The 20,903-nt window shown below is 70.6% G+C and carries 17 protein-coding genes and 2 riboswitches; of the genes, 5 read left to right on the top strand and 12 right to left on the bottom strand.

Annotated features, from left to right (window positions below):
- Positions 1-78 precede the first annotated feature (78 nt).
- Positions 79-675 carry a TIGR03086 family metal-binding protein gene (locus tag J3486_RS34755; protein ID WP_207827767.1) on the top strand — a complete coding sequence of 199 codons (597 nt, stop codon included), beginning with the start codon at positions 79-81 and terminating at the stop codon, positions 673-675.
- A 136-nt stretch (positions 676-811) separates the two neighbouring features.
- Here J3486_RS34755 and J3486_RS34760 read toward each other — a convergent pair whose 3' ends face one another.
- From J3486_RS34760 to J3486_RS34810, 11 genes are all read right to left on the bottom strand, one after another.
- A complete protein-coding gene (locus tag J3486_RS34760; RefSeq protein WP_207827768.1) occupies positions 812-1,687 on the bottom strand; it encodes a thioesterase family protein in 876 nt (291 codons plus the stop codon).
- 114 nt (positions 1,688-1,801) lie between these two features.
- The gene (locus J3486_RS34765; RefSeq protein WP_207827769.1) at positions 1,802-2,473 is read right to left on the bottom strand and encodes a trimeric intracellular cation channel family protein; all 672 of its coding nucleotides are present in this window, start codon (positions 2,471-2,473) and stop codon (positions 1,802-1,804) included.
- Positions 2,474-2,501: 28 nt separating this feature from the next.
- Complete coding sequence (locus tag J3486_RS34770; RefSeq protein ID WP_207827770.1) at positions 2,502-3,899, bottom strand: M1 family metallopeptidase; 1,398 nt, start codon at positions 3,897-3,899, stop codon at positions 2,502-2,504.
- Positions 3,900-4,235: 336 nt separating this feature from the next.
- Positions 4,236-5,375: an ABC transporter ATP-binding protein gene (locus tag J3486_RS34775; RefSeq protein WP_229379082.1), complete on the bottom strand. Its 1,140-nt coding sequence runs from the start codon at positions 5,373-5,375 to the stop codon at positions 4,236-4,238.
- A gap of 26 nt (positions 5,376-5,401) precedes the next feature.
- Positions 5,402-6,496, bottom strand: coding sequence for an ABC transporter ATP-binding protein (locus J3486_RS34780; protein ID WP_207827772.1), 1,095 nt, complete (start codon positions 6,494-6,496; stop codon positions 5,402-5,404).
- Entirely contained in the window at positions 6,493-7,494 is a 1,002-nt protein-coding gene (locus tag J3486_RS34785) for an ABC transporter permease (protein ID WP_207827773.1), read from the bottom strand. Before J3486_RS34785 ends, J3486_RS34780 begins: the two co-directional genes overlap by 4 nt.
- 116 nt (positions 7,495-7,610) lie before the next feature.
- A complete protein-coding gene (locus tag J3486_RS34790) occupies positions 7,611-9,380 on the bottom strand; it encodes an ABC transporter substrate-binding protein (protein ID WP_207827774.1) in 1,770 nt (589 codons plus the stop codon).
- 117 nt (positions 9,381-9,497) lie between these two features.
- Positions 9,498-10,502, bottom strand: a complete 1,005-nt coding sequence (locus tag J3486_RS34795) for an ABC transporter permease (RefSeq protein WP_207827775.1) — start codon at positions 10,500-10,502, stop codon at positions 9,498-9,500.
- Positions 10,503-10,881: 379 nt separating this feature from the next.
- Positions 10,882-11,682 carry an enhanced serine sensitivity protein SseB C-terminal domain-containing protein gene (locus tag J3486_RS34800; protein ID WP_207827776.1) on the bottom strand — a complete coding sequence of 267 codons (801 nt, stop codon included), beginning with the start codon at positions 11,680-11,682 and terminating at the stop codon, positions 10,882-10,884.
- Between the two features lie 118 nt (positions 11,683-11,800).
- A complete protein-coding gene (locus J3486_RS34805) occupies positions 11,801-12,625 on the bottom strand; it encodes an enhanced serine sensitivity protein SseB (protein ID WP_207827777.1) in 825 nt (274 codons plus the stop codon).
- Between the two features lie 129 nt (positions 12,626-12,754).
- A complete protein-coding gene (locus tag J3486_RS34810; protein WP_374194807.1) occupies positions 12,755-13,396 on the bottom strand; it encodes an AAA family ATPase in 642 nt (213 codons plus the stop codon).
- Between the two features lie 141 nt (positions 13,397-13,537).
- A riboswitch (glycine riboswitch) is annotated at positions 13,538-13,634 on the top strand.
- A gap of 1 nt (position 13,635) precedes the next feature.
- Positions 13,636-13,745, top strand: a riboswitch (glycine riboswitch).
- 52 nt (positions 13,746-13,797) lie between these two features.
- Here J3486_RS34810 and gcvT point away from each other — a divergent pair.
- From gcvT to J3486_RS34830, 4 genes are all read left to right on the top strand, one after another.
- The gene (gcvT, locus tag J3486_RS34815) at positions 13,798-14,922 is read left to right on the top strand and encodes a glycine cleavage system aminomethyltransferase GcvT (RefSeq protein ID WP_207827778.1); all 1,125 of its coding nucleotides are present in this window, start codon (positions 13,798-13,800) and stop codon (positions 14,920-14,922) included.
- A gap of 76 nt (positions 14,923-14,998) precedes the next feature.
- Entirely contained in the window at positions 14,999-15,376 is a 378-nt protein-coding gene (gene gcvH / locus J3486_RS34820) for a glycine cleavage system protein GcvH (protein WP_207827779.1), read from the top strand.
- A gap of 7 nt (positions 15,377-15,383) precedes the next feature.
- Positions 15,384-16,646, top strand: coding sequence for a serine hydroxymethyltransferase (glyA, locus tag J3486_RS34825; RefSeq protein WP_207827780.1), 1,263 nt, complete (start codon positions 15,384-15,386; stop codon positions 16,644-16,646).
- 158 nt (positions 16,647-16,804) lie between these two features.
- A complete protein-coding gene (locus tag J3486_RS34830; protein ID WP_207827781.1) occupies positions 16,805-18,175 on the top strand; it encodes an L-serine ammonia-lyase in 1,371 nt (456 codons plus the stop codon).
- On the opposite strand, the gene J3486_RS34835 is transcribed toward J3486_RS34830, so the two are convergent.
- Positions 18,162-20,870, bottom strand: a complete 2,709-nt coding sequence (locus J3486_RS34835; protein ID WP_207827782.1) for a carbohydrate-binding protein — start codon at positions 20,868-20,870, stop codon at positions 18,162-18,164. The two genes, J3486_RS34830 and J3486_RS34835, sit on opposite strands and share 14 nt — an antisense overlap.
- Positions 20,871-20,903: the final 33 nt, after the last annotated feature.

The raw sequence follows: 20,903 nt of genomic DNA on the forward strand, positions 1-20,903 counted from the left end.
CTGCGGCAAGGTGGAGGCCAAGAGCGGGGGCGCGTGCGGCTTCGCCGCGCCTCTCCCATCCGTACTTCAGGAGTCGAGATGTCCCAGGTCCTCCCGTCCGACCCCCGCCCCCTCTTCGAGGAGGCCACCTCGCAAGTGGCCCGGCTCATCGCCTCGGTGCGGCCGGACCAGTACGAACTGTCCACTCCGTGCAGCGAGTTCGACGTGCGGCGGCTGGTGTCGCACTGTATCGGCGGGATGCGGCGGATCGCCGTCGTCGGGGAGGGCGGCGACGGGAACGCCGTCGTCTCCTTCGCCGACGAGGTCCCGGACGCCGGGCTGGCCGAGGCGTACGACGCCGCGCGGGCCGACGCGCTCAAGGCCTGGCAGGACGAGGCCGTGCTCGACCGGCAGGTGTCCGTCCCGTGGGGCAAGGTGCCGGGGCGCGGGGCGCTGTCCGGTTATGTGCTGGAGTCCTCGGCCCACGCCTGGGACCTGCGGGAGGCGCTGGGCCGGACGGACCCGCTGCCCCCGGAGCCGGCCGTGTTCGCGCTGGCCTTCGCCCGGCAGACGCTGCCCGCGGAGCGGCGCGGCGCCGATGTGCCGTTCGACGAGGTCGTGCCGGCGCCCGAAGGCGCGGACGCCCACGGGGAGCTGGCGGCCTGGCTGGGCCGCCGCCCCCTCGGCAGGCCGTAGCCGTCCGGTCCTAGGTGGATCGACCCGCAGGGTTGTTGACGCGGCTGAACGGTGGGCGCTCTCGGCGTGCCGGGTGCAAGGCTGTGCCGATGACCCGGAGGTACTCCCGAGGCAGGAGGGAGATGGAGGACGCGCCCTAGCCGAGCCGGACCCGGGCCAGTTGGCGCGACTGGGCGACGAGGCGGTCACGGGAGTCCCAGACCTCGGCGTCCTCCTCCAGGAAGCCGCCCGCGAGGTTGCGGGTGGTGATGGAGACGCGCAGCGGGCCGGGGGCCGGGCGGCAGCGGACGTGGACGGTGAGTTCGACCGTCGGGACCCAGCCCTTGAGGCCCATCTCGAACGCGGTGGGCGGCAGCGCGTCCACCGCGAGCAGCAGCGACAGCGGGTCGGCGTCCCGGCCGTCGGCGAGGCCGAACCAGGCCCGCATCTCGCCCTTGCCGGACGGCGCCCCGAGCGCCCAGCCCAGCGTCGACGGGTCGAGTTTCAGGGCGAGCCGGTCGGTGATCGCGGAGGAGCCGGGGACGGGCGGCGCGCCCTCGGGGGCGTCGCCCGCGCCGAAGCACTGGTCGATGGGCGGGAAGGCCGGCATCTCGGCGCTGGTGCGCACGTCGTCCGGGAGCGCGTCCAGGTCGCCGTACGAGGCGAGGACACGGATCCGCTCGACCTCGGTGCCGTCCTCCGCGTACTGGAACAGGGAGGCCTGCCCGGTGGAGAGGGTGCGGCCGGTGCGGACCACGTCCGTGCGGATCACCGCGGGGCCGGGGGCCGAGGCGGTGAGGTAGTGCGCGGAGATCGTGAACGGGTCGGAGTGCGGCAGCGCGTCCGACAGCGCGCGGCCGAGCACGGCGAGGAGATAGCCGCCGTTGACGGCATTGATGATCGTCCAGCCCGCCGAGAGGTCGATGTCGTAGACCCCGGGCTCGCCCGGGCGCCGGGTGACGGCGGTGTCGCGGTCGAACTCGCTGTCGCCGATGCGCGCCGGGCGATCCTGCGTGGATACTGCGTCTGCCATACCGGAAACGTACAACACGTGACTACTAAGCGGTAGCTTTTGTTGCCACGACCACAGCCACGGCCACGGCCACGTCCACAGCCACAGCCACAGCCACGGCCGGAGCCACCGCCGTCAAGGCGTCTCGTCCGTCACCTCGACCACCGTCGACCTGCGGTTCCAGGCGCGCGGCGCGCGCCAGTGGTAGCGCATCGCGAGCAGCCGCAGCACGAAGGCGGTCAGCACGGCGATGCCGCTGGTGAACCCGTCGAGGGCGTCGAAACGGATGCAGAGCACCACGATGACGGCACCGACGATCGCGGGAACGGCGTACAGGTCGCGGTCCCAGCGCACCAGGGACGGCACCTCGTTGGCGATGATGTCGCGCAGCACGCCGCCGCCGACCGCGGTGGCCAGGCCCAGGGCCGCGGAGGAGGTGAGGCCGAGCCCGTAGTCGTACGCCTTGGTCGTGCCGGTGACGCAGAACAGGCCGAGGCCCGCCGCGTCGAAGACGTTCACCGCGATCTGGGTGCGCTCGACCTCCGGATGCAGGAAGAAGACGAGCGCGGCGGCGAACAGCGGGGTGATGAAGTAGCCGAGGTCGGTGAAGGCGGCCGGTGGCACCGCCCCGATGACCAGGTCACGGAAGACCCCTCCGCCCAGCGCGGTGACCTCGGCGAGCGCGGCGATCCCGAAGACGTCCCAGTTCTTGCGTACGGCCATCAACGCACCGGAGATGGCGAACACGAAGATGCCGATGAGGTCGAGCCAATGCTGGACGGAGGGGGTGAACAGTTCCTGGAGCACCCGATATTTTTACCTATGGAACATGGGCCTACAGCGTCGGCTTGCCCGTCGTGAACAGCCAGGTGTCGAACAAGTCGTCCAACTGCTGCCCGGAGACCCGCTCGGCCAGCGCGATGAAGTCCTCGGTGGTGGCGTTCCCGTACCGGTGCAGTCGCGTCCACTGCGGCAGCAGCTCGAAGAACGCCTTGTCACCGATGCGCTCGCGCAGCATCTGCAGCGTCATCGCGCCGCGCTGGTAGACGGCCGAGGCGAACATCGTGTCGCGCTGCGGGTCGCCGACCTTGATCTGCCAGAACGAGGAGTCGGCGGGTCGCGCGTCGTAGCCCGCCCGGAACGAGTCGTGGGCGGACCGGATGCCCTTGTGCTCGGACCACAGCCACTGGGCGTAGGTGGCGAAGCCCTCGTTGAGCCAGATGTTCTTCCACTGCTCCACGGAGACGGAGTCGCCGAACCACTGGTGGGCCAGTTCGTGCACGATCGTCGACTCGGAGCGGACGGCCGAGTAGCTGGGCTTGGACTGGGTCTCCAGGGAGAAGCCGGCCTCGGGCATGTCGTCGACGACGGCGCCGGTCTCCTCGAACGGGTACGGGCCGAAGACCTGCGACCAGTAGTCGGTGGCCTCCGCCGTCACCGCGTACACGTCGACGTTGTTGCTGTTGGCGAGGACCGGGTCGATGGCCACGTAGATGGGCGTGCCGGCCGGGGTCCTCCCGGTCTTCACGTCGAACTTGCCGATGCTGGCGGTCGCGAGATAGGTCGCCATCGGCTTGCTCTCGCGCCAGTGGTTGACGGTCCGGGTGCCCTTGTCGGTGTCGTACGTGTCGACGAGCCGGCCGTTCGAGACGCCGGTCAGGCCCTTGGGGGCCTTGATGCGGATGTCGTACGTGGCCTTGTCGGCGGGGTGGTCGCTGGACGGGAACCAGGTGGAGGCGGCGTTCGGTTCGCAGGCCACGAAGACGCCGTCGGCGGTCTTCATCCAGCCGTAGTCGGAGCCGAAGACGATGGGGCCGCTGAGCGCCTCGGGGACGCCGCCGTAGGTGACGCTGACGGTGAAGGTGTTGCCCTTGCGCAGCGGGGTGCGCGGGGTGATGACGATCTCGTCGCCGGTGCGCGTGAACTCGGCGTGTCTGCCGTTCACTTCGATCCGGGTGACCGTGAGCTTCTGCAGGTCCAGGTCGAAGGAGGAGAGGTTCTGGGTGGCGCGCGCGGTGAGGGTCGTACGGCCGTCGAGGCGGTCGGTGTCGGGGTCGTACGCGACGTCGAGGGCGTAGTGACGGGCGTCGAAGCCGCCGTTGCCGAGCTCCGGGAAGTACGGGTCGCCGATGCCGGCGGAGCCGGGGGTGGGGGCGGGGGCCGCGGCGATCAGGGTGAAGGAGGCTGCCGCGACGGTGAGGGCGGCGAGGCGGGCCGAACGGGAGAGAGCCATGGGCGTGTGTCCCTTCGGGGCTGAGTCCTGCGTGCCGGTGTATCCGACACGCAGGACTCTGTCCGGAAAGGGTGCGACATGTACATGACCCATTTGGGCCATGTCGCTCCGCCGGCAGCGGCTCCGCCGCGCGGGCGCTGCCAGCCCCCACCGGGCGTGCACCCGGCAACCAAGCGGCCGGGACCGATCTGAACGCCGGCGGGAACGCTCACCCCGCGCCGGGGCGCCGCCTTGCCCACCCTGCCGCCCATGGCGGCAGATTGCCCAAGGCGGGGGCGACCGGCGGCGATTGCCCAAGGCGGGTGCGGCAGGCGGCAGATTGCCCAAGGCGGGGGGCTACTCGGCGGGGGCCGAGGGGGCCGGGACCGTGATGACGTCGATGGCTTCCTTGGCGACCTGGAGGAGCTTGGTGTCCTCCGGGGCCTGGTCGGGAGCGTTCTCCGGGTGATGGCAGGCCACCTGGTGCCCGGTGCCGAGCTGAAGGAGCGGCGGCTCCTTCGTGGCGCAGAGCTCCGTCGCCTTCCAGCACCGCGTGTGGAACCGGCACCCGGCGGGCGGATCGATCGGCGACGGCACGTCACCGCGCAGCAGGATCCGCTCGCTCTTGGCCCCGCGCCGCTTGGGGTCCGGCACCGGCACGGCCGAGAGCAGCGCCTTGGTGTACGGATGCATCGGCGTGGAGTAGAGATCGTCGCGGTCGGCCAGCTCCACGATCTTGCCGAGGTACATCACCGCGATCCGGTCCGAGACGTGCCGGATGACCGAGAGGTCGTGCGCGATGATCACGTACGTCAGGCCGAGCTCGTCCTGGAGGTCGTCCAGCAGGTTCACGACCTGCGCCTGGATCGAGACGTCCAGGGCCGAGACGGGCTCGTCCGCCACGACCAGCTTCGGGCGCAGCGCCAGCGCCCGCGCGATACCGATGCGCTGGCGCTGACCGCCGGAGAACTCGTGCGGGTAGCGGTTGTAGTGCTCGGGGTTGAGCCCGACCCGCTCCAGGAGATCCTGGACCGCCTTCTTCACGCCGCCCTCGGGCTTGACGCCCTGCAGCTTGAAGGGGGCGCCGACGATCGTGCCGATGTTGTGGCGCGGGTTCAGCGACGAGTACGGGTCCTGGAAGATCATCTGCACGTCGCGGCGGAGCGGACGCATGCCGCCCGTGCCCAGGTGCGTGATGTCCTTGCCCTCGAACTCGACACGGCCACCGGTCGGTTCGAGCAGCCGCGTGATGAGCCGGCCCATCGTCGACTTGCCGCAGCCGGACTCGCCGACGACGCCGAGGGTCTCCCCCGCACGGACGTCGAAGGACAGCCCGTCGACGGCCTGCACGGCCGCGACCTGCCGCTTGAGCAGGCCCTTCTTGATCGGGAAGTGCTTGACCAGGTTCTCGACCTTGAGCAGCGGCTCACCGGGCGCCGCGTCCGCGGAAGTCGCGAGGGACTCGGGGGACTCGGCCGCCTGCGGGGGGATCGTCATCTCGTTCTCGGGTCCTTTGGCGTCCGTCACAGCTTCGGCGCAATCTCTTCGGTCCAGATCCGCTCCCGCTCCTCGGCCGACATGTGGCAGGCGGAGAAGTGACCGGAGCCGACCTCGCGCAGTTCGGGGCGCTCGGTACGCGTGATGTTGTCCTTCGGGATGTCCGCGTACGGGCACCGCGGGTTGAAGGCGCAGCCGCTCGGCAGGTTGATCAGGCTGGGCGGGGAGCCCTTGACCGGGATGAGCCGCTCGGTCTGCTCGCGGTCGATGCGCGGCATCGAGCCCAGCAGGCCCCAGGTGTAGGGGTGCTGGGGCTCCTCGAAGACCTCGGCGGCGGTGCCGCGCTCCACGCACCGGCCGCCGTACATGACGAGCAGTTCGTCGGCCATCTCCGCGACGACCCCGAGGTCGTGCGTGATCATGATGACGGCCGAGCCGAACTCCTTCTGCAGATCACGGATCAGGTCCAGGATCTGCGCCTGCACGGTCACGTCGAGGGCCGTGGTCGGCTCGTCGGCGATCAGCAGCTCGGGGTTGTTCACCAGCGCCATCGCGATCATGGCGCGCTGGCGCATACCGCCGGAGAACTCGTGCGGGTAGGAGTCGACGCGCTTGTCGGGCTGCGGGATGCCGACCCGGTCGAGCATCTCGATCGCCCGCTTGCGGGCGGTCTTCTTGTCGACGTCGTGGTGGACCCGGTACGCCTCCACGATCTGCTTGCCGATCGAGTAGTACGGGTGCAGCGCGGAGAGCGGGTCCTGGAAGATCATCGCCATGTCGCGGCCGCGCAGCCGGCGCACCTTGTCCTGGTCGCCGGAGAGCAGCTCCGTGCCGTCCAGCCAGATCTCACCGCTGATCTGCGCCTTGCGGCGGCCGTACTGGCCCGCGGTGTGCAGGCCCATGATGCCCAGCGACGTGACGGACTTGCCCGATCCGGACTCGCCGACGATGCCGAGGGTGCGCCCCTTCTCCAGGGTGAAGGAGAGCCCGTCGACGGACTTGACCAGGCCGTCGTCGGTCGGGAAGTGCACCTTGAGGTCGCGGACCTCGAGGAAGGCGCTGGGAGCGCCGGAGGCGGTGGGTTCGCCGACCGCGGCTCCGGTCTTGGACAGTTCGGTCATCCCAGCCTCACTCGCGGGTCGATGACGGCGTACAGAAGGTCTACGACCAGGTTGGCGACGGCGATCGCGAGGGCCGCGAACAGCGTCACACCGAGGATCACCGGCAGGTCCTTGTTGCTGATGGCCTGGACCGCCTCCAGGCCGAGGCCCGGGAGGTTGAAGGTGGACTCGGTGAGCACGGCGCCGCCGAGCAGGACGCCGAGGTCGAGTCCGAAGACCGTGAGGATCGGCGTCATCGCGGAGCGCAGCGCGTGCCGGGTGATGACCGCGGACTCGCCCAGCCCCTTGGCGCGGGCCGTGCGGATGTAGTCCTCGCCCAGGATCTCCAGCATGGTGGCGCGGGTGAGCCGGGCGTACATGGCGGCGTTGAGGAAGGCGAGGACGATCCACGGCAGGATCAGCGTCTGGAACCAGGTGCCGATCGAGTCGTTCGTGGAGAGGCTGTCGGCGATGTGCACCCAGCCCAGGGTGTGCACGAAGATGCCCATCGCGACCATGCCGGTGAAGAAGACGGGGAGCGAGACGCCGCCGAGGGCGGTGGTCATCGCGGCGCGGTCCCAGATGGTGCCGCGCTTGAGGGCGGAGAGCACGCCGGTGGCGACACCGCCGATCAGCCACAGCACACACGCGCCGAGCGCGAGCGCGCCGGTGATGGGCGCGTCCTGCTTGAGCGTGTTCCAGACGGGCTCCTCCGTGCGGAAGGAGTAGCCGAAGCACGGGGCCGGGCAGTGGGTGATGTCGCTGCCGTTGGCGTAGTCGCGGCCGAGCGGGATGCCCTTGACGAAGTCCCAGAACTGCAGGAGCAACGGGTCGTTGAGACCCAGCTTGATGCGGATCCCTTCCAGCGCCTCGGGGCTGGTGGCCTTGCCGGCGAAGAGAACGGCGATGTCCTGCCCCGCCCACTTGGGCAGCATGAAGAAGATGGTGAACGTCGCGAAGAGGACGATCAGCACCATGATGACGACGGCGAACAGGCGCCGGATGAGGTAAGCAAGCACTGTGCGCGGCCCGGTGGCGGGGAGCCTTCGTGGGGCTCCCCGCCACCGAGGCCATCACCTGCCCTTCGGACTGGCGGGATTCGGCGGCATGGACGGGTTCTGCTGGAGTGCTGCTACTACTTGGTGACGCCCAGCATCACGTAGTCGTAGCGGCCGTTGTAGGCGGCGGACGAGAACACGTTCGTCAGCCGGCTGCTGCGCCACGAGATGTTCTTCTCGTAGATGAACGGCATCCAGTACGCCTGGTCCAGGACCTCCTTGTCGAGCTGCTTGTACAGCTCGGTGGACTTGGCCTGGTCGGTGCTGCCGATCGCCTGGTCGAAGAGACCGTCGACCTTCTTGTCCTTGATCTGGGACTCGTTGTAGTTACCGGTCGGGAAGATGAAGCGGCTGTCGAACAGCGGCTGCGCGTAACCCTGGCCGGAGTTGAAGTCCGGGCCCCAGCCGCTCATCGTCATGCCGTAGCCACGGGACTTGACGACCTTCGGGGAGCCGGTGATCGAGGAGGACTGGGCGCCGTCGATCGAGTCGATCGTCAGCTTGATGCCGACCTTGGCCAGCGACGCCTGCAGCGCCTCGGCCGTGTCGACCTCACCCGTGTTGTTGCTGCGCGCGGTGATCTTGGTGGAGAAGCCGTTCGGCTTGCCGCACGCCTTCAGGGCGGCCTTCGCCTTGGCGACGTCCGGCTTGCCCTTGCGGGCGAGGACACCGTACGGGTCGTAGTCGCTGTAGCCCGGGATCGCCTTCGGGAACGTCGAGTTGGCGATCTCGCCACCGGCGACCTCGCCACCGCGGGCCTGCTGGAGGCTCGCGAAGTCGGTGCCGTAGAAGACGGCCTTGCGGCACTCGACGTTGTCCAGCGGCTTGGCGGCGGTGACCAGGGCCACGTACCGCACGAAGGACGTCTGGATGTTGTCGACGTTGCCCTTGTGGTCCTGGACCGCGGAGACGCGGCCGGACTGGGTCATGCCGGTGCCGTTGACGTCGACGTCGTAGTCGCCGGCCATCAGGCGCTTGTCGTTCTCCTCCAGGTTGGAGGAGATGGTGACCGTGATCTTGTTCGGCAGGGCCGGACGGATCGGGTCGGACGACTTCTTCCAGGCCGTGTTGCGCACCAGCGTCAGGCTCTTGCCGGCGTTGTAGCTCTGGATCTTGTACGGGCCGGAGGACATCGGCTTCTGCGTGTACTTCGCGGCCGTGTCCTTCGCCTGCGGCACCGGGGCGCCGGTCGGCATGGCGAGCATCTGCTCGAAGTCACCGTTGGGCTTCGGCAGGTGGAAGACGATGGTCTGGTCGTCGGGCGTCTGGATCGCCTCCAGGCCCAGCTTGTCCTTCGTCTTGTCCTTGTAGGGGCCCTTGTACTTGCCCTTGGGGTCGAGCGTGGAGCGCAGGTAGCCGGGACCGCCGGTGATGATGTCGGTGGCCCAGATGCGCTCGATGCCGTACTTGACGTCCTTGGAGGTCAGCTTGGAGCCGTCCTCCCAGGTCAGGCCGTCACGCAGCTTGTACGTGTAGGTCTTGCCGCCGTCCGAGATGGTGGCGGGAGCGGTGGCGAGGTCGCCGACCAGCTTGTTCGACCCGTTGCCCGGCTTGGTGTCGTACGTGACCAGGGTGCGGGTGTAGTACCGCATGAAGTCCCAGGTCATGCCGTAGTACGTGCGCTGCGGGTCGAGGGAGTCGAAGTCCTGCTTGCCGACGAACTTCAGCGTCCCGCCCTTCTTGGCGGACGCGTTGACGACCTTGTTCAGCGCGGCGTTGTAGCCGGGAGCCTTGGCACTGTCCTTGCTGTCGTCGTCGCCGCCACCGCAGGCCGTGGTGGCCACCAGTGCCCCGACGACGAGGGCCGCGCTCGCGGCGATCCGCCGTTTGGGAATACCTGTGGGCATTTTCTCGTAACCTCCGAGATCGCGGTCCGGGCAAGGTGCCGTGGAACCAGTCGGGTACACCGCCTGACATGACGTCAGGGGCTGTTCTGAGGACGGCCGTTACGGCCTTGCAGGGGTCTAGCGGGTGCCCTTGGGGTCCAGGGCGTCGCGCAGCCCGTCCCCGAAGAGGTTGAAGGCGAGGACGGTGATGAAGATCGTCACGCCGGGGAAGACCATGAACATCGGGTCGTGCTCGTACGTCGCCAGCGCGTCGCGGAGCATGCCGCCCCAGGACGCCGTCGGCGGGCGCACACCCGCGCCGAGGAAGCTGAGGGCGGCCTCGGTGAGGATGTTGGTGGGGATCATCAGGGTCGCGTAGACGATGATCGGCGCGACCAGGTTGGGCAGCAGTTCGCGCAGCAGGATGTGCCGGCTGCCGCCGCCCAGGGAGCGGGCCGCCTCGACGTACTCGCGCTCGCGCAGCGAGAGCGTCTGGCCTCTGACGATGCGTCCGACGTAGGGCCAGCCGAAGAAGCCGATGACCAGGACGAGGATGGCGACACGGACACCGGTGCCGGTCAGGCCGAGCAGGTCGTCGGGGAGGACCGAGACCAGCGAGATGATGAAGAGCAGCTGCGGGAAGGCGAGCAGCACGTCCATGACGCGGCTGATGACCGAGTCGACCCAGCCGCCGAAGTAGCCGGCGATCACACCGAAGAAGGTGCCGAGCGTCACCGCGACGATCGCCGCGAGGAACGCGACGAGCAGCGAGATCCGGGCGCCGTACACGACCCGGCTGAAGACGTCACGACCCTTGTTCGGCTCGACGCCGAACAGGTAGTCGCTGCTCACGCCGCCGAACGAGCCGGTCGGCAGGTTCGTCAGCGGATCGAGCTTGTCCTGGTGGAAGTCGTTCGGCGGGTGGCCCAGCAGGCCGACGATCAGCGGAGCGAAGATCGCCACCAGGATCAGGACGACGACAACGATGCCACCGCCCAGCGCGACCTTGTCCCGCTTGAGGCGGTTCCAGGCGATCTGCTTCAGTGACCGGCCCTCGACCTTGCGGCCCGCCTCGCTCGCGGCAGCGTCGACCGGTGCGGTCGGTTCCGCTTCCGCGGTCGTGTCGTGCAATGGTGCCGTCATCGTGGCAAGGACCCCTCTCAACCGGCGGTGACCGGCCAGCACTTGCCGCTGTAGCGGCGTGGTTCAGTCCGTCGTACTCGGAGGGGTCGTACACAAGGCCGAACCCCTTGGAGCGGGAGTCTTCAACCTGTGTGCGATCTGTTGCCAGACTTGACGGGGAAAGGATGCCTAAACGTGATGCTGTCTGGGGGGTTCCGTTATCCGGACGGCCGTGAACGGCCGCCGGACGGCGGGCAGTTGGGTCGTTAGCGGCACCAGAGCGGACATTGGACGCACAACCGCCCTTCCCTCCCCCAACCCACCCCTTCCCGAAATGGCCGCTACGCGACCGGAGTTGAGGAAGATCTGAGGTTCGGGGAGGTCAGAGGGGTGCTCGGGATCAGTACGAGGCGCCGTACGGCGGCGGGTACCCGTAACCCCCACCCGCCTGGCCCGCCGGCGCGACGTGCGCCTCGCGGTCGTAGAACGGCCGCGCGTTGGCCCGCAGCCACATCGCCACCGGGTCGTACTCGTCCGACATGGCGACCGTCGAGACCGGCAGGCCGTCCGGCACCGCCGAGATCGACTGCTGCATCATCGCGCGCACGGAGTCCACGGAGGCGGGCGACGTGTCGTACACGTCGAGGCCGATGGCGAGGTACGGGGAGCCGAGCGCCGGCTGCACCCAGGCCCTGCGCAGCGCGCGGATCGCGGTCGTCCGGTGCGCGTTCTGCGCCAGCACCGCGTAGAACTGGGGAATCTCGATCGTCGGCTCGGAGAGCCGCAGCGGTCCCGCGGGCTGCCGGTCCAGGCCGCCCGCGATCCGGCGCAGGTCGAGCCAGGGGATGCCGACGCCGCCGCCCGGCGCGTGCGGGTTGAGCCAGAGGCCGTAGTGGTCGGGGTAGAGGGTGCGGGCCGCGTCGACGCCGCCGACCACCTCGTACGCGCGCGACCAGCCGGACGCGGAGAGCTCCTGGGCGGAGGTGACGCAGGGGGCGTACGAGAACCCGTCCACCTCCATGTTCCCGTACTGGGCGTCGGGGGAGCCGGCCTGGCCGTGCCAGAGCAGCATCCAGACCTGCCCGGCGGCGGGGTCGGCGAGGGCCTGGAGCAGCGCCTCGTACGCGTCGTAGCGACCGGGGGTCACCTGGCGCAGCATGTGCTCGACCTGTCCGGCCGCGGCAGTGCCCGACGCGCTCACCCGTAACCGCCCCTTCGTGAACTTCCGTGTCCGCCCGTGACCGGAGGGCACGGCGCCGCCCGGTCAGGTCATGAAACCAGCTTAAGCGGCGTTACTGACACCGACTTGACGGACGGTGTCATACCTCTCGCCCGTAAAAAGGGCGCACCTGGCTCCGCAGCCAGTCGGCGACCGGGTCCTGGGTGACGTCGAGGAAGACCAGGTTCACCGGCCAGGCGACCGGCACCCGGCCGAGCGCGCGGCCCAGCGCGTCCAGCGGAACGTCCCGTGCCGGGCCCTCCCCCGGCCGAGCCAGCTCCACGCCGATGAACAGCGACGGGGCGCCGTCCTCGACGACCGCGAGACAGCGGCGCGCGCTGAGCACGACGCCGGTCGCGTCGAACTCCTCGCGGACCGCGGCCAGGAAGTCCACCGGGTCGTCCTGCCAGTCCGGCTCGGACAGCACGACGCGGCCGCCGGTGGCGGGGCCGTCCAGCGGGGTTCGGCCGCTGCGGGCCAGCTCGGCGACGGCGGGCGGGGGCAGCGGGACGCCGATGGTGCCGTCCGGGTTCACGGCGAGGCCGACCTGCGGCGGCAGGCCGCGCGCGAACTCCACCGCCGGGGCCACCGTGCAGTCCATCCGGCCGCCGGTGACCTGCATGAACTCGTGCTCGGAACTGAAGACGGGGACGTACGCCTGGCCCTCGATCTCCAGCGTCGGCAGATCGAGGTCGCGGCTGCCCCGGTTGCCGCCCTTGGGCAGCGGGATCCAGATGTGACTGCGGCCGAGCACCTCGACGATGCGGCCGCCGGCCTCCGGGCGGCCGAGCGCCGCGGAGAGGACTTCCTCCAGCTCGTTCGCGGGCCAGCTGTGCTGCGGCTGCGGGTGGCCGTGCGCGGCGGCGCCCTCCGGCCCCTGCGCGTAGTGCTCGTGTCCCTGTTCCGGGATGCCCGGCGTCTCCATAGCTGTCTTCAACCTCTGCTCTGCCCGTACGCGGCCACCCCTTGGCCGGGCCGCAGGCCCGACGATAACCCGTACACCCGGACGGCCCCCTCGTCGGCCGCCGGGCAGGCGGGACTTTCGAAACACGCCCTAGCGCTCCCGGAACGTGATCCCGCCCAGCGCGTCGGTCGCCTCCCGGTCGAGCAGCACCGCCGACTCGATCCCGGCCGGCAGGTCCCCGCGCTCGGTCGACGTGACGAGCGCGGTGACGGCCCTGCGGTGGCGGGCGAAGGCGTACCGCGACACCCCGCGCCCCCGGTCCCGCTGGCCCTCCAGGGCCAGGTCCGCGGGCACGTCGAGCACCATCAGGTGCACGGCGGCGCCCCGGCGCCGGGCCGTCCGCGTCACCCAGCGGCGCACCCAGGCCTGCGTGCCGCAGTCGTGCACGACGACGCTGGCGCCGGAGCGCATGGCGCGGCGCAGGCCCGCGTAGTGCGCGAGACGGACCAGCGGGCGGTACAGCGCGTACGGCACGAAGCGCGGCAGCCGCGCCGCCCAGCGCTCCCTGGCGTCCTGCGAGTCGATCCGCACCACGGCCACCGCCCGCCGCATCAGCGTGGACTTCCCACTGCCCGGCAGCCCCGAGACGACGACGAGGTCGCCGGCCGCGAAGCCGATGCGGCGCGGGGTACGGCCGCCGCGCCCGCGCAGGTCCCGCACCGAGCGCTGCCGAGGGATCCGCACGGTCCCCGCCAGCGCCCCGGGGGACACCCCTGCTACAGCCTTCTGCACCGTGATCGTCCTCCCCGTTCCGGTCACGCCACTCTTGCCCGCCAAGTGTAAAGAGAAGGTAATGCCAGCCAACCTGTTTTCGGGTTCCCCGGGCATGCAATGATGTGCGCCAACCGCACAACCAACTGCATACCGGCCGCTTGAATCCGCGCGGGAGAGTCCCAGGCACATCAGCCCTGGGCGCCGAAGGAGCAAGTCCCTCCCTTGAATCTCTCAGGCCCCGTACCGCGCGGGCGAGGCACATCTGAAAAGCGGGTCACCCTCCGGAAGACCGGAAGGAGGGCGACCCCACCCAAGGTGCAAGCCCCTCGGGGCGAACCTCTCAGGTTCCGATGACAGATGGGGAGGACGTCCCGCTCGGGACGCTTCGCCATCGCCGTCATGCCCCGGGAGCACCACTGATGACCCGTACCACCGCCCTGGACGCCCTGCATCGTTCGCTCGGCGCCACGATGACCGACTTCGCCGGCTGGGACATGCCGCTGCGCTACGGAAGCGAGCGCGACGAGCACAACGCCGTACGCACGAAGGCCGGTCTCTTCGACCTCTCCCACATGGGCGAGATCACCGTCACCGGCGCCCAGGCCGTCGACCTGCTGAACTACGCGCTCGTCGGCAACATCGGCTCGGTCGGCGTCGGCCGCGCCCGGTACACGATGATCTGCCGCGAGGACGGCGGCATCCTCGACGACCTGATCGTCTACCGGCTCGAAGACAGCACGTACATGGTCGTCGCCAACGCGGGCAACGCGCAGATCGTCCTCGACGCCCTCACCGAGCGCGCCGCGGGCTTCGACGCCGAGGTCCGCGACGACCGGGACGCGTACGCGCTGATCGCCGTGCAGGGCCCGGAGTCCCCCGCCATCGTCACGTCGGTCACCGACGCCGACCTGGACGGGCTCAAGTACTACGCGGGGCTGCCGGGCACCGTCGCGGGCGTCGAGGCGCTCATCGCCCGCACCGGCTACACCGGCGAGGACGGCTTCGAGCTGTTCGTCGCCCCGGCCGACGCCGAGAAGCTGTGGCAGGCGCTGACCGAGGCCGGCGCCGCGCACGGCCTGGTCCCGTGCGGCCTGTCCTGCCGTGACACGCTCCGCCTGGAGGCGGGCATGCCGCTGTACGGACACGAGCTGACCACGGCCCTCACCCCCTTCGACGCCGGTCTGGGCCGCGTCGTCAAGTTCGAGAAGACGTCCACCGGAGAGCGCGGTGACGACTTCGTGGGCCGCGAGGCGCTGGCCGCCGCCGCCGAGCGCGCCGAGGCGAACCCGCCGCGGAGGCTCGTCGGCCTGATCGCCGAGGGCCGCCGGGTGCCGCGCGCCGGGATGCCGGTCGTCGCCGACGGCCAGGTGATCGGCGAGGTCACCTCCGGCGCCCCGTCCCCGACCCTGGGCAAGCCGATCGCCATCGCCTACGTGGACGCGGCGCACGCCGAGCCGGGCACGGCGGGCGTGGGTGTCGACATCCGCGGTACGCACGAGCCGTACGAGGTCGTGGCCCTGCCGTTCTACAAGCGCCAGAAGTAGCGCGTGCGCCGTTCGTAGCAGACCCCCCGAGACCCGCCGTCAGCAGCACCTTCCCGCGTACAGGAGAATTCGCATCATGAGCAACCCCCAGCACCTGCGTTACAGCAAGGAGCACGAGTGGCTGTCGGCCGTCGAGGACGGCGTGGCGACGGTCGGCATCACCGAGCACGCGGCCAACGCGCTCGGCGACATCGTGTTCGTCCAGCTTCCCGAGGTCGGCGACACCATCACGGCGGGCGAGACCTGCGGTGAGCTGGAGTCCACCAAGTCGGTCTCCGACCTGTACTCCCCCGTGACCGGTGAGGTCGTCGAGGCGAACCAGGACGTCGTCGACGACCCCTCGCTCGTCAACTCGGCCCCGTTCGAGGGCGGTTGGCTGTTCAAGGTCCGCGTCGCCGAGGAGCCGAAGGACCTGCTCTCCGCCGACGAGTACACCGAGTTCTCCGGGAGCTGACCCCCTGATGTCCGCACTGAACGAATCCCTGCACGCGCTCGACCCCGAGGTCGCCGCGGCTGTGGACGCCGAGCTGAAGCGCCAGCAGTCCACGCTGGAGATGATCGCGTCCGAGAACTTCGCCCCGGTCGCCGTCATGGAGGCCCAGGGCTCGGTCCTCACCAACAAGTACGCGGAGGGCTACCCCGGCCGCCGCTACTACGGCGGCTGCGAGCACGTCGACGTCACCGAGCAGATCGCCATCGACCGGGTGAAGGAGCTGTTCGGCGCCGAGTACGCCAACGTGCAGCCGCACTCGGGCGCCTCCGCGAACCAGGCCGCCCTGTTCGCGATCGCCCAGCCCGGCGACACGATCCTCGGCCTCGACCTGGCGCACGGCGGTCACCTCACGCACGGCATGCGCCTGAACTTCTCCGGCAAGCAGTTCAACGTGGTCGCGTACCACGTGGACGACACGACCGGCCTGGTCGACATGGCCGAGGTCGAGCGGCTCGCCAAGGAGCACCGCCCGAAGGTGATCATCGCGGGCTGGTCGGCGTACCCGCGCCACCTGGACTTCGCCGAGTTCCGTCGCATCGCCGACGAGGTCGAGGCGTACCTGTGGGTCGACATGGCGCACTTCGCGGGCCTGGTGGCCGCGGGCCTGCACCCGAACCCGGTCCCGTTCGCGGACGTCGTCACCTCCACGACGCACAAGACGCTGGGCGGCCCGCGCGGCGGCATCATCCTGGCCCGCAACAAGGACTTCGCGAAGAAGCTGAACTCCGCGGTGTTCCCGGGCTTCCAGGGCGGCCCCCTGGAGCACGTGATCGCGGCCAAGGCGGTCTCCTTCAAGGTCGCCGCGTCGGAGGAGTTCAAGGAGCGCCAGGAGCGCACGATCGAGGGTGCCCGCATCCTCGCCGAGCGTCTGACGGCCGCGGACTCCCGCGAGGCGGGCGTGAACGTGCTGTCCGGGGGCACCGAGGTCCACCTGGTCCTCGTCGACCTGCGCGACAGCGAGCTCGACGGCCAGCAGGCCGAGGACCGGCTGCACGAGGTCGGCATCACGGTCAACCGCAACGCGGTCCCGAACGACCCGCGCCCGCCGATGGTCACCTCCGGTCTGCGCATCGGCACGCCGGCGCTGGCCACCCGCGGTTTCGACGCCGACGACTTCCGTGAGGTCGCCGACGTGATCGCGCTCGCCCTCAAGCCGTCCTACGACGCCGAGGCGCTCAAGGCCCGCGTGACCGCTCTGGCCGACAAGCACCCGCTGTACCCCGGCCTGTAGCAATTACGTACGCTTTGAGACGTACGGACTTTCGGGGCACCCCGCACACTGGGAAGTGAGCGGGGTGCCCCGAACCACGTCCCCCCACAGCCCCACCCCTTCTCCGCCCCGCTTGTCCCGGCAGACAACGGCGTCTACCACCACCATTGGAGTTCCCCGTGGCCATCTCGGTCTTCGACCTGTTCTCGATCGGCATCGGCCCGTCCAGCTCCCACACGGTCGGCCCCATGCGCGCGGCGCGGATGTTCGCCCGGCGCCTGAAGAACGAGGGCCTGCTGGCCCACGTCGCCTCGATACGGTCCGAGCTGTACGGCTCCCTGGGCGCGACCGGACACGGGCACGGCACCCCGAAGGCGGTGCTGCTCGGCCTGGAGGGCGAGTCGCCGCGCACGGTCGACGTGGAGCACGCCGACGAGCGCGTCGAGGCGATCAAGAGCTCCGGCCGGATCAGCCTGCTCGGCGTGCACGAGATCGGCTTCGACTTCGACGCGGACCTGATCCTGCACCGCCGCAAGGCGCTGCCGTACCACGCGAACGGCATGAGCCTGTGGGCGTACGACGCCGACGGCAAGGAACTGCTGACCAAGACGTACTACTCGGTCGGCGGCGGCTTCGTGGTCGATGAGGACGCGGTGGCGGGCGAGAACCCGATCGTCCCTGACGACACGGTCCTGAAGTACCCCTTCCGCACCGGCGACGAGCTGCTGCGCCTGAGCAACGAGACCGGCCTGTCCATCCCGGCGCTGATGCTGGAGAACGAGAAGGCCTGGCGCACCGAGGACGAGATCCGCGCGGGCCTCCTGGAGATCTGGCGCGTGATGCAGGCGTGCGTGTCGCGCGGCATGGCCCGCGAGGGCATCCTGCCGGGCGGCCTCAAGGTCCGCCGCAGGGCCGCGAGCTCGGCCCGCAAGCTGCGCGCCGAGGGCGATCCGCTGGCGCACGCCATGGAGTGGATCACCCTGTACGCGATGGCGGTGAACGAGGAGAACGCGGCGGGCGGCCGGGTCGTGACGGCGCCGACGAACGGCGCGGCGGGCATCATCCCCGCGGTCCTGCACTACTACGTGAACTTCGTGCCCGGCGCCGACGAGGAGGGCGTCGTCCGCTTCATGCTCTCCGCGGGCGCCATCGGCATGCTCTTCAAGGAGAACGCCTCGATCTCCGGCGCCGAGGTCGGCTGCCAGGGCGAGGTCGGCTCGGCCTGCTCGATGGCGGCGGGCGCCCTGGCCGAGGTGCTCGGCGGCTCCCCGGAGCAGGTGGAGAACGCGGCGGAGATCGGCATGGAGCACAACCTCGGCCTGACCTGCGACCCGGTCGGCGGCCTGGTGCAGATCCCGTGCATCGAGCGCAACGGCATGGCGGCGGTCAAGGCCGTCACCGCGGCCAAGATGGCGATGCGCGGCGACGGCTCGCACAAGGTGTCCCTGGACAAGGTCATCAAGACCATGCGGGACACCGGTGCGGACATGAGCGTCAAGTACAAGGAGACGGCGAGGGGCGGCCTCGCCGTCAACATCATCGAGTGCTGACCGCCTTCCACCAGTCGACGGCGACGCCGCCGCGCGGTGCGACGAGGTAGACGTCGTGGGTGCCGGTCAGCGGTGCGGGCAGGGCGAGCGAGGTCTCCCGCCAGGTGTCGGCGCCGCCGGTGTCCGGCACCGGCAGGGTGGCGACGACGCGTCCGTGCGGTGAGCCGAGACGCAGTTCGAGGCGGGTGCCCGGTGCCGGGCGGTCGGCGGCGAGCCGGACGCTCAGCCGGTCCGCGCCCGCGCCGAACGCCACGGACCGGAAGCCGAGCGCGTCGCCGCTGCCCAGCGCACCGCTGCTCGCAAGGTCGGCGGTCCCGGGGCCGCTCTGTGCCCGCTCGGCCTGGACCGGGCTCGCCGCGTCGGGCCCGTCGGCGTAGAGCCGGACGTCCGTGACCTGCCAGGGGACCGACCCGTCCGCGGTGAGCGTGAAGCGCAGAAAGCGGGCCGTCTGCGGGGCGAACGTGGCGTCCTGCGCGAAGGCGCCGCCGCCGACCGTGGCGAGCGGTGCGCCGAAGTGCGTGCCGTCGTCACTGGCGGCGACCGTCCAGCCGGCGGCCTGGCCGGTCGCGTCGAGGCCCGCGTCGAGCACCACTCGGTCGAAGGTCTTCGCGGTGCCCAGGTCGAGGGTGAGCGACTGGCCGGCGCGCTGCGCCGCGGGGGCCGTCCAGCGGGTCGGGGTCTGCCCGTCGACGGCGGCCGAGGCGTCCGAGCCGTCGCTCGACGTCGCCTTCCAGTCCCCGCGCCGCACCTGCGTCGTGCAGCCGGGCAGCGAGCAGCCCGACGACCAGATCGCGTCGCCGTACTCGTAGGCGCCCTGGTCGGGGGCCGCGCCCCGGTAGGAGCCGGTGACGCCGTCGATCGTCTCGCCCGCGTCGATGGCGGGTGAGCCGTCCTTCAGCCACAGCTCGCCGTTGCGCGCGTCCTCGTAGAGCGGGTCGGCGGGCGGGGTGAGGTTGGTGCGGGCGACGGCGGGCGGGTCGCCGAGGCCGCCGGTGATCTCGATGGACTGGCGCACGATGTTGTTGGAGAAGACGGTCCCGGAGGCGTCGAGGGAGCCGTTCATCCGGATCGTGGGGCCGGTGATGCCTTCGCCGTAGCTGGAGTTCTGGTCGCGGTTGCCGGTGCTGGAGGTGCCGTGCGCGTTGAAGAAGGAGCCGTTGCGGCCGATGTTCCAGGCGACGTTGTGGTGCAGCAGGAAGTTCGCCGAGGAGTTGTCGACGTAGTAGCCGATCTGGCCGTCGTGGTCGTGGGTGGTGTTGTGGTCGACGGAGGTGCCGGACGCGTCGAGGTTGCAGCAGACGTAGAAGGAACTGCCGTCGCGGGACGAACGCATGCCTTCCGACAGGTCGTTGTAGGCGATGCGGTTGTCGTGGAACGGGACGCCGTTGAGCTGCCACGCCGTGTCGATGCCCGAACGGCCGGTGCGGCGCACGGTGTTGTGCGTGATCGTCTGGTTGCTGCCGTTGACCTCGATGCCGGGGGTGTAGCTGCCCATCCAACCCACGTCGTGGATCAGCGAGTTGGTGACCGTGTTGTGGTCGCCGCGGACGAGGACGCCGGTGCCCGCCGAGTCGGAGATCTCGCTGTCGCGCAGGGTGTTGCCGTGCCCGCGGATCTGCACGCCGGAGTCGAGGATCCGGGAGGCGACGATGTGCCCCTCGCCCGGCTCGATGGCCAGGTCGCTGTCGGCGGGCATGGGGAGCGTGGAGAACTCCGAGACGTAGCGGGCGCGCAGCCCGCTCACCGTCACGCCGCGCGAGTCGTCGCCGGTGCGCAGCGAGGTGCCCCACAGGCTCAGGCCGCGCACGTTCACGTATGAGGACGAGCGGAGGTCGACGCCCCAGGCGCGGTACTTGGCCGTGACGGTGTGCCCGCGCATACCGCCCTTCGGCGGAACCATGTAGAGGCGGTGCGCGGCGTGGTCGTAGTACCACTCGCCGGGCTGGTCCAGGGCGGCCTTCGCACCCACGAGGTAGTAGTTGCGGTAGTTCTGGTCGCCCATGCACAGCGGCGTGCAGCGGTGGTTGCCGCCCTTGAAGTCGAGGGTGCCGGCGCCGGAGGCGGTGACCGTGCCGGTCTGCTGGGCCCAGGGGTTGGAGCCCGCCCACAGGTGCACGGTCGCGCCGGTCCAGTCGGTGCCCGCGGGCAGGTCCGGGTCGTCGATGTGCTGGGAGGTCGAGGTGCGCTCGGCGACCGCCCAGGTGGCGTCGAGGGGATCGGCGCCCGCATTGGGCCAGCGGCCCTCGGCGGCCCGTTCCCCGTCCAGGAACAGGGCGTTCTCGCTCGGGTCGAGAGGGAGCCGGACATCAGCGGCGACGAGCCCGCCGCCCGCGTCCCGCCAGCCGCCGGCCTTCTCGGTGCCGTCGACGACGACGGCTCCGTCACCGGCCGCGGCCAGGGTGACGGGCGCGTGCGCGGTGCCGGACGGCGGGGTGACCTGCTCCCGGTAACGGCCCGCGTGGATCAGGCAGGTGTCGCCGGGGCGGACCAGGTCGGTGCAGCGGCCGATGGTGCGCAGGGGGTGCGCGGCGCTGCCCGGCGCCCGGTCCGAGCCGTCGGGGGCGACGTGCAGGACGCGGCCGGCGGGGGCGGCGGCCTGTACGGGGGCGCTGACACCGAGGGCCGAGACGGCCGCGAGGGCGGCGACCGCCGCTGCGGCGAGCAGAGCTCCGGGTCTGGAGCGGGCAGGGGTCATCGGAGGACTGTCCCTTCGTCGCGACGGCACACT

This window comes from Streptomyces sp. VRA16 Mangrove soil (genome assembly GCF_017377775.1).
Classification (GTDB): Bacteria; Actinomycetota; Actinomycetes; order Streptomycetales; family Streptomycetaceae; genus Streptomyces.

Bases quoted from the DNA above. Each gene is read 5' to 3' on its own strand.
- J3486_RS34755 (WP_207827767.1), top strand. From the start codon at position 79: ATGTCCCAGGTCCTCCCGTCCGACCCCCGCCCCCTCTTCGAGGAGGCC.
- J3486_RS34760 (WP_207827768.1), bottom strand. From the start codon at position 1,687: ATGGCAGACGCAGTATCCACGCAGGATCGCCCGGCGCGCATCGGCGAC.
- J3486_RS34770 (WP_207827770.1), bottom strand. From the start codon at position 3,899: ATGGCTCTCTCCCGTTCGGCCCGCCTCGCCGCCCTCACCGTCGCGGCA.
- J3486_RS34775 (WP_229379082.1), bottom strand. From the start codon at position 5,375: ATGACGATCCCCCCGCAGGCGGCCGAGTCCCCCGAGTCCCTCGCGACT.
- J3486_RS34780 (WP_207827772.1), bottom strand. From the start codon at position 6,496: ATGACCGAACTGTCCAAGACCGGAGCCGCGGTCGGCGAACCCACCGCC.
- J3486_RS34790 (WP_207827774.1), bottom strand. From the start codon at position 9,380: ATGCCCACAGGTATTCCCAAACGGCGGATCGCCGCGAGCGCGGCCCTC.
- J3486_RS34795 (WP_207827775.1), bottom strand. From the start codon at position 10,502: ATGACGGCACCATTGCACGACACGACCGCGGAAGCGGAACCGACCGCA.
- J3486_RS34805 (WP_207827777.1), bottom strand. From the start codon at position 12,625: ATGGAGACGCCGGGCATCCCGGAACAGGGACACGAGCACTACGCGCAG.
- gcvT (WP_207827778.1), top strand. From the start codon at position 13,798: ATGACCCGTACCACCGCCCTGGACGCCCTGCATCGTTCGCTCGGCGCC.
- gcvH (WP_207827779.1), top strand. From the start codon at position 14,999: ATGAGCAACCCCCAGCACCTGCGTTACAGCAAGGAGCACGAGTGGCTG.
- glyA (WP_207827780.1), top strand. From the start codon at position 15,384: ATGTCCGCACTGAACGAATCCCTGCACGCGCTCGACCCCGAGGTCGCC.
- J3486_RS34835 (WP_207827782.1), bottom strand. From the start codon at position 20,870: ATGACCCCTGCCCGCTCCAGACCCGGAGCTCTGCTCGCCGCAGCGGCG.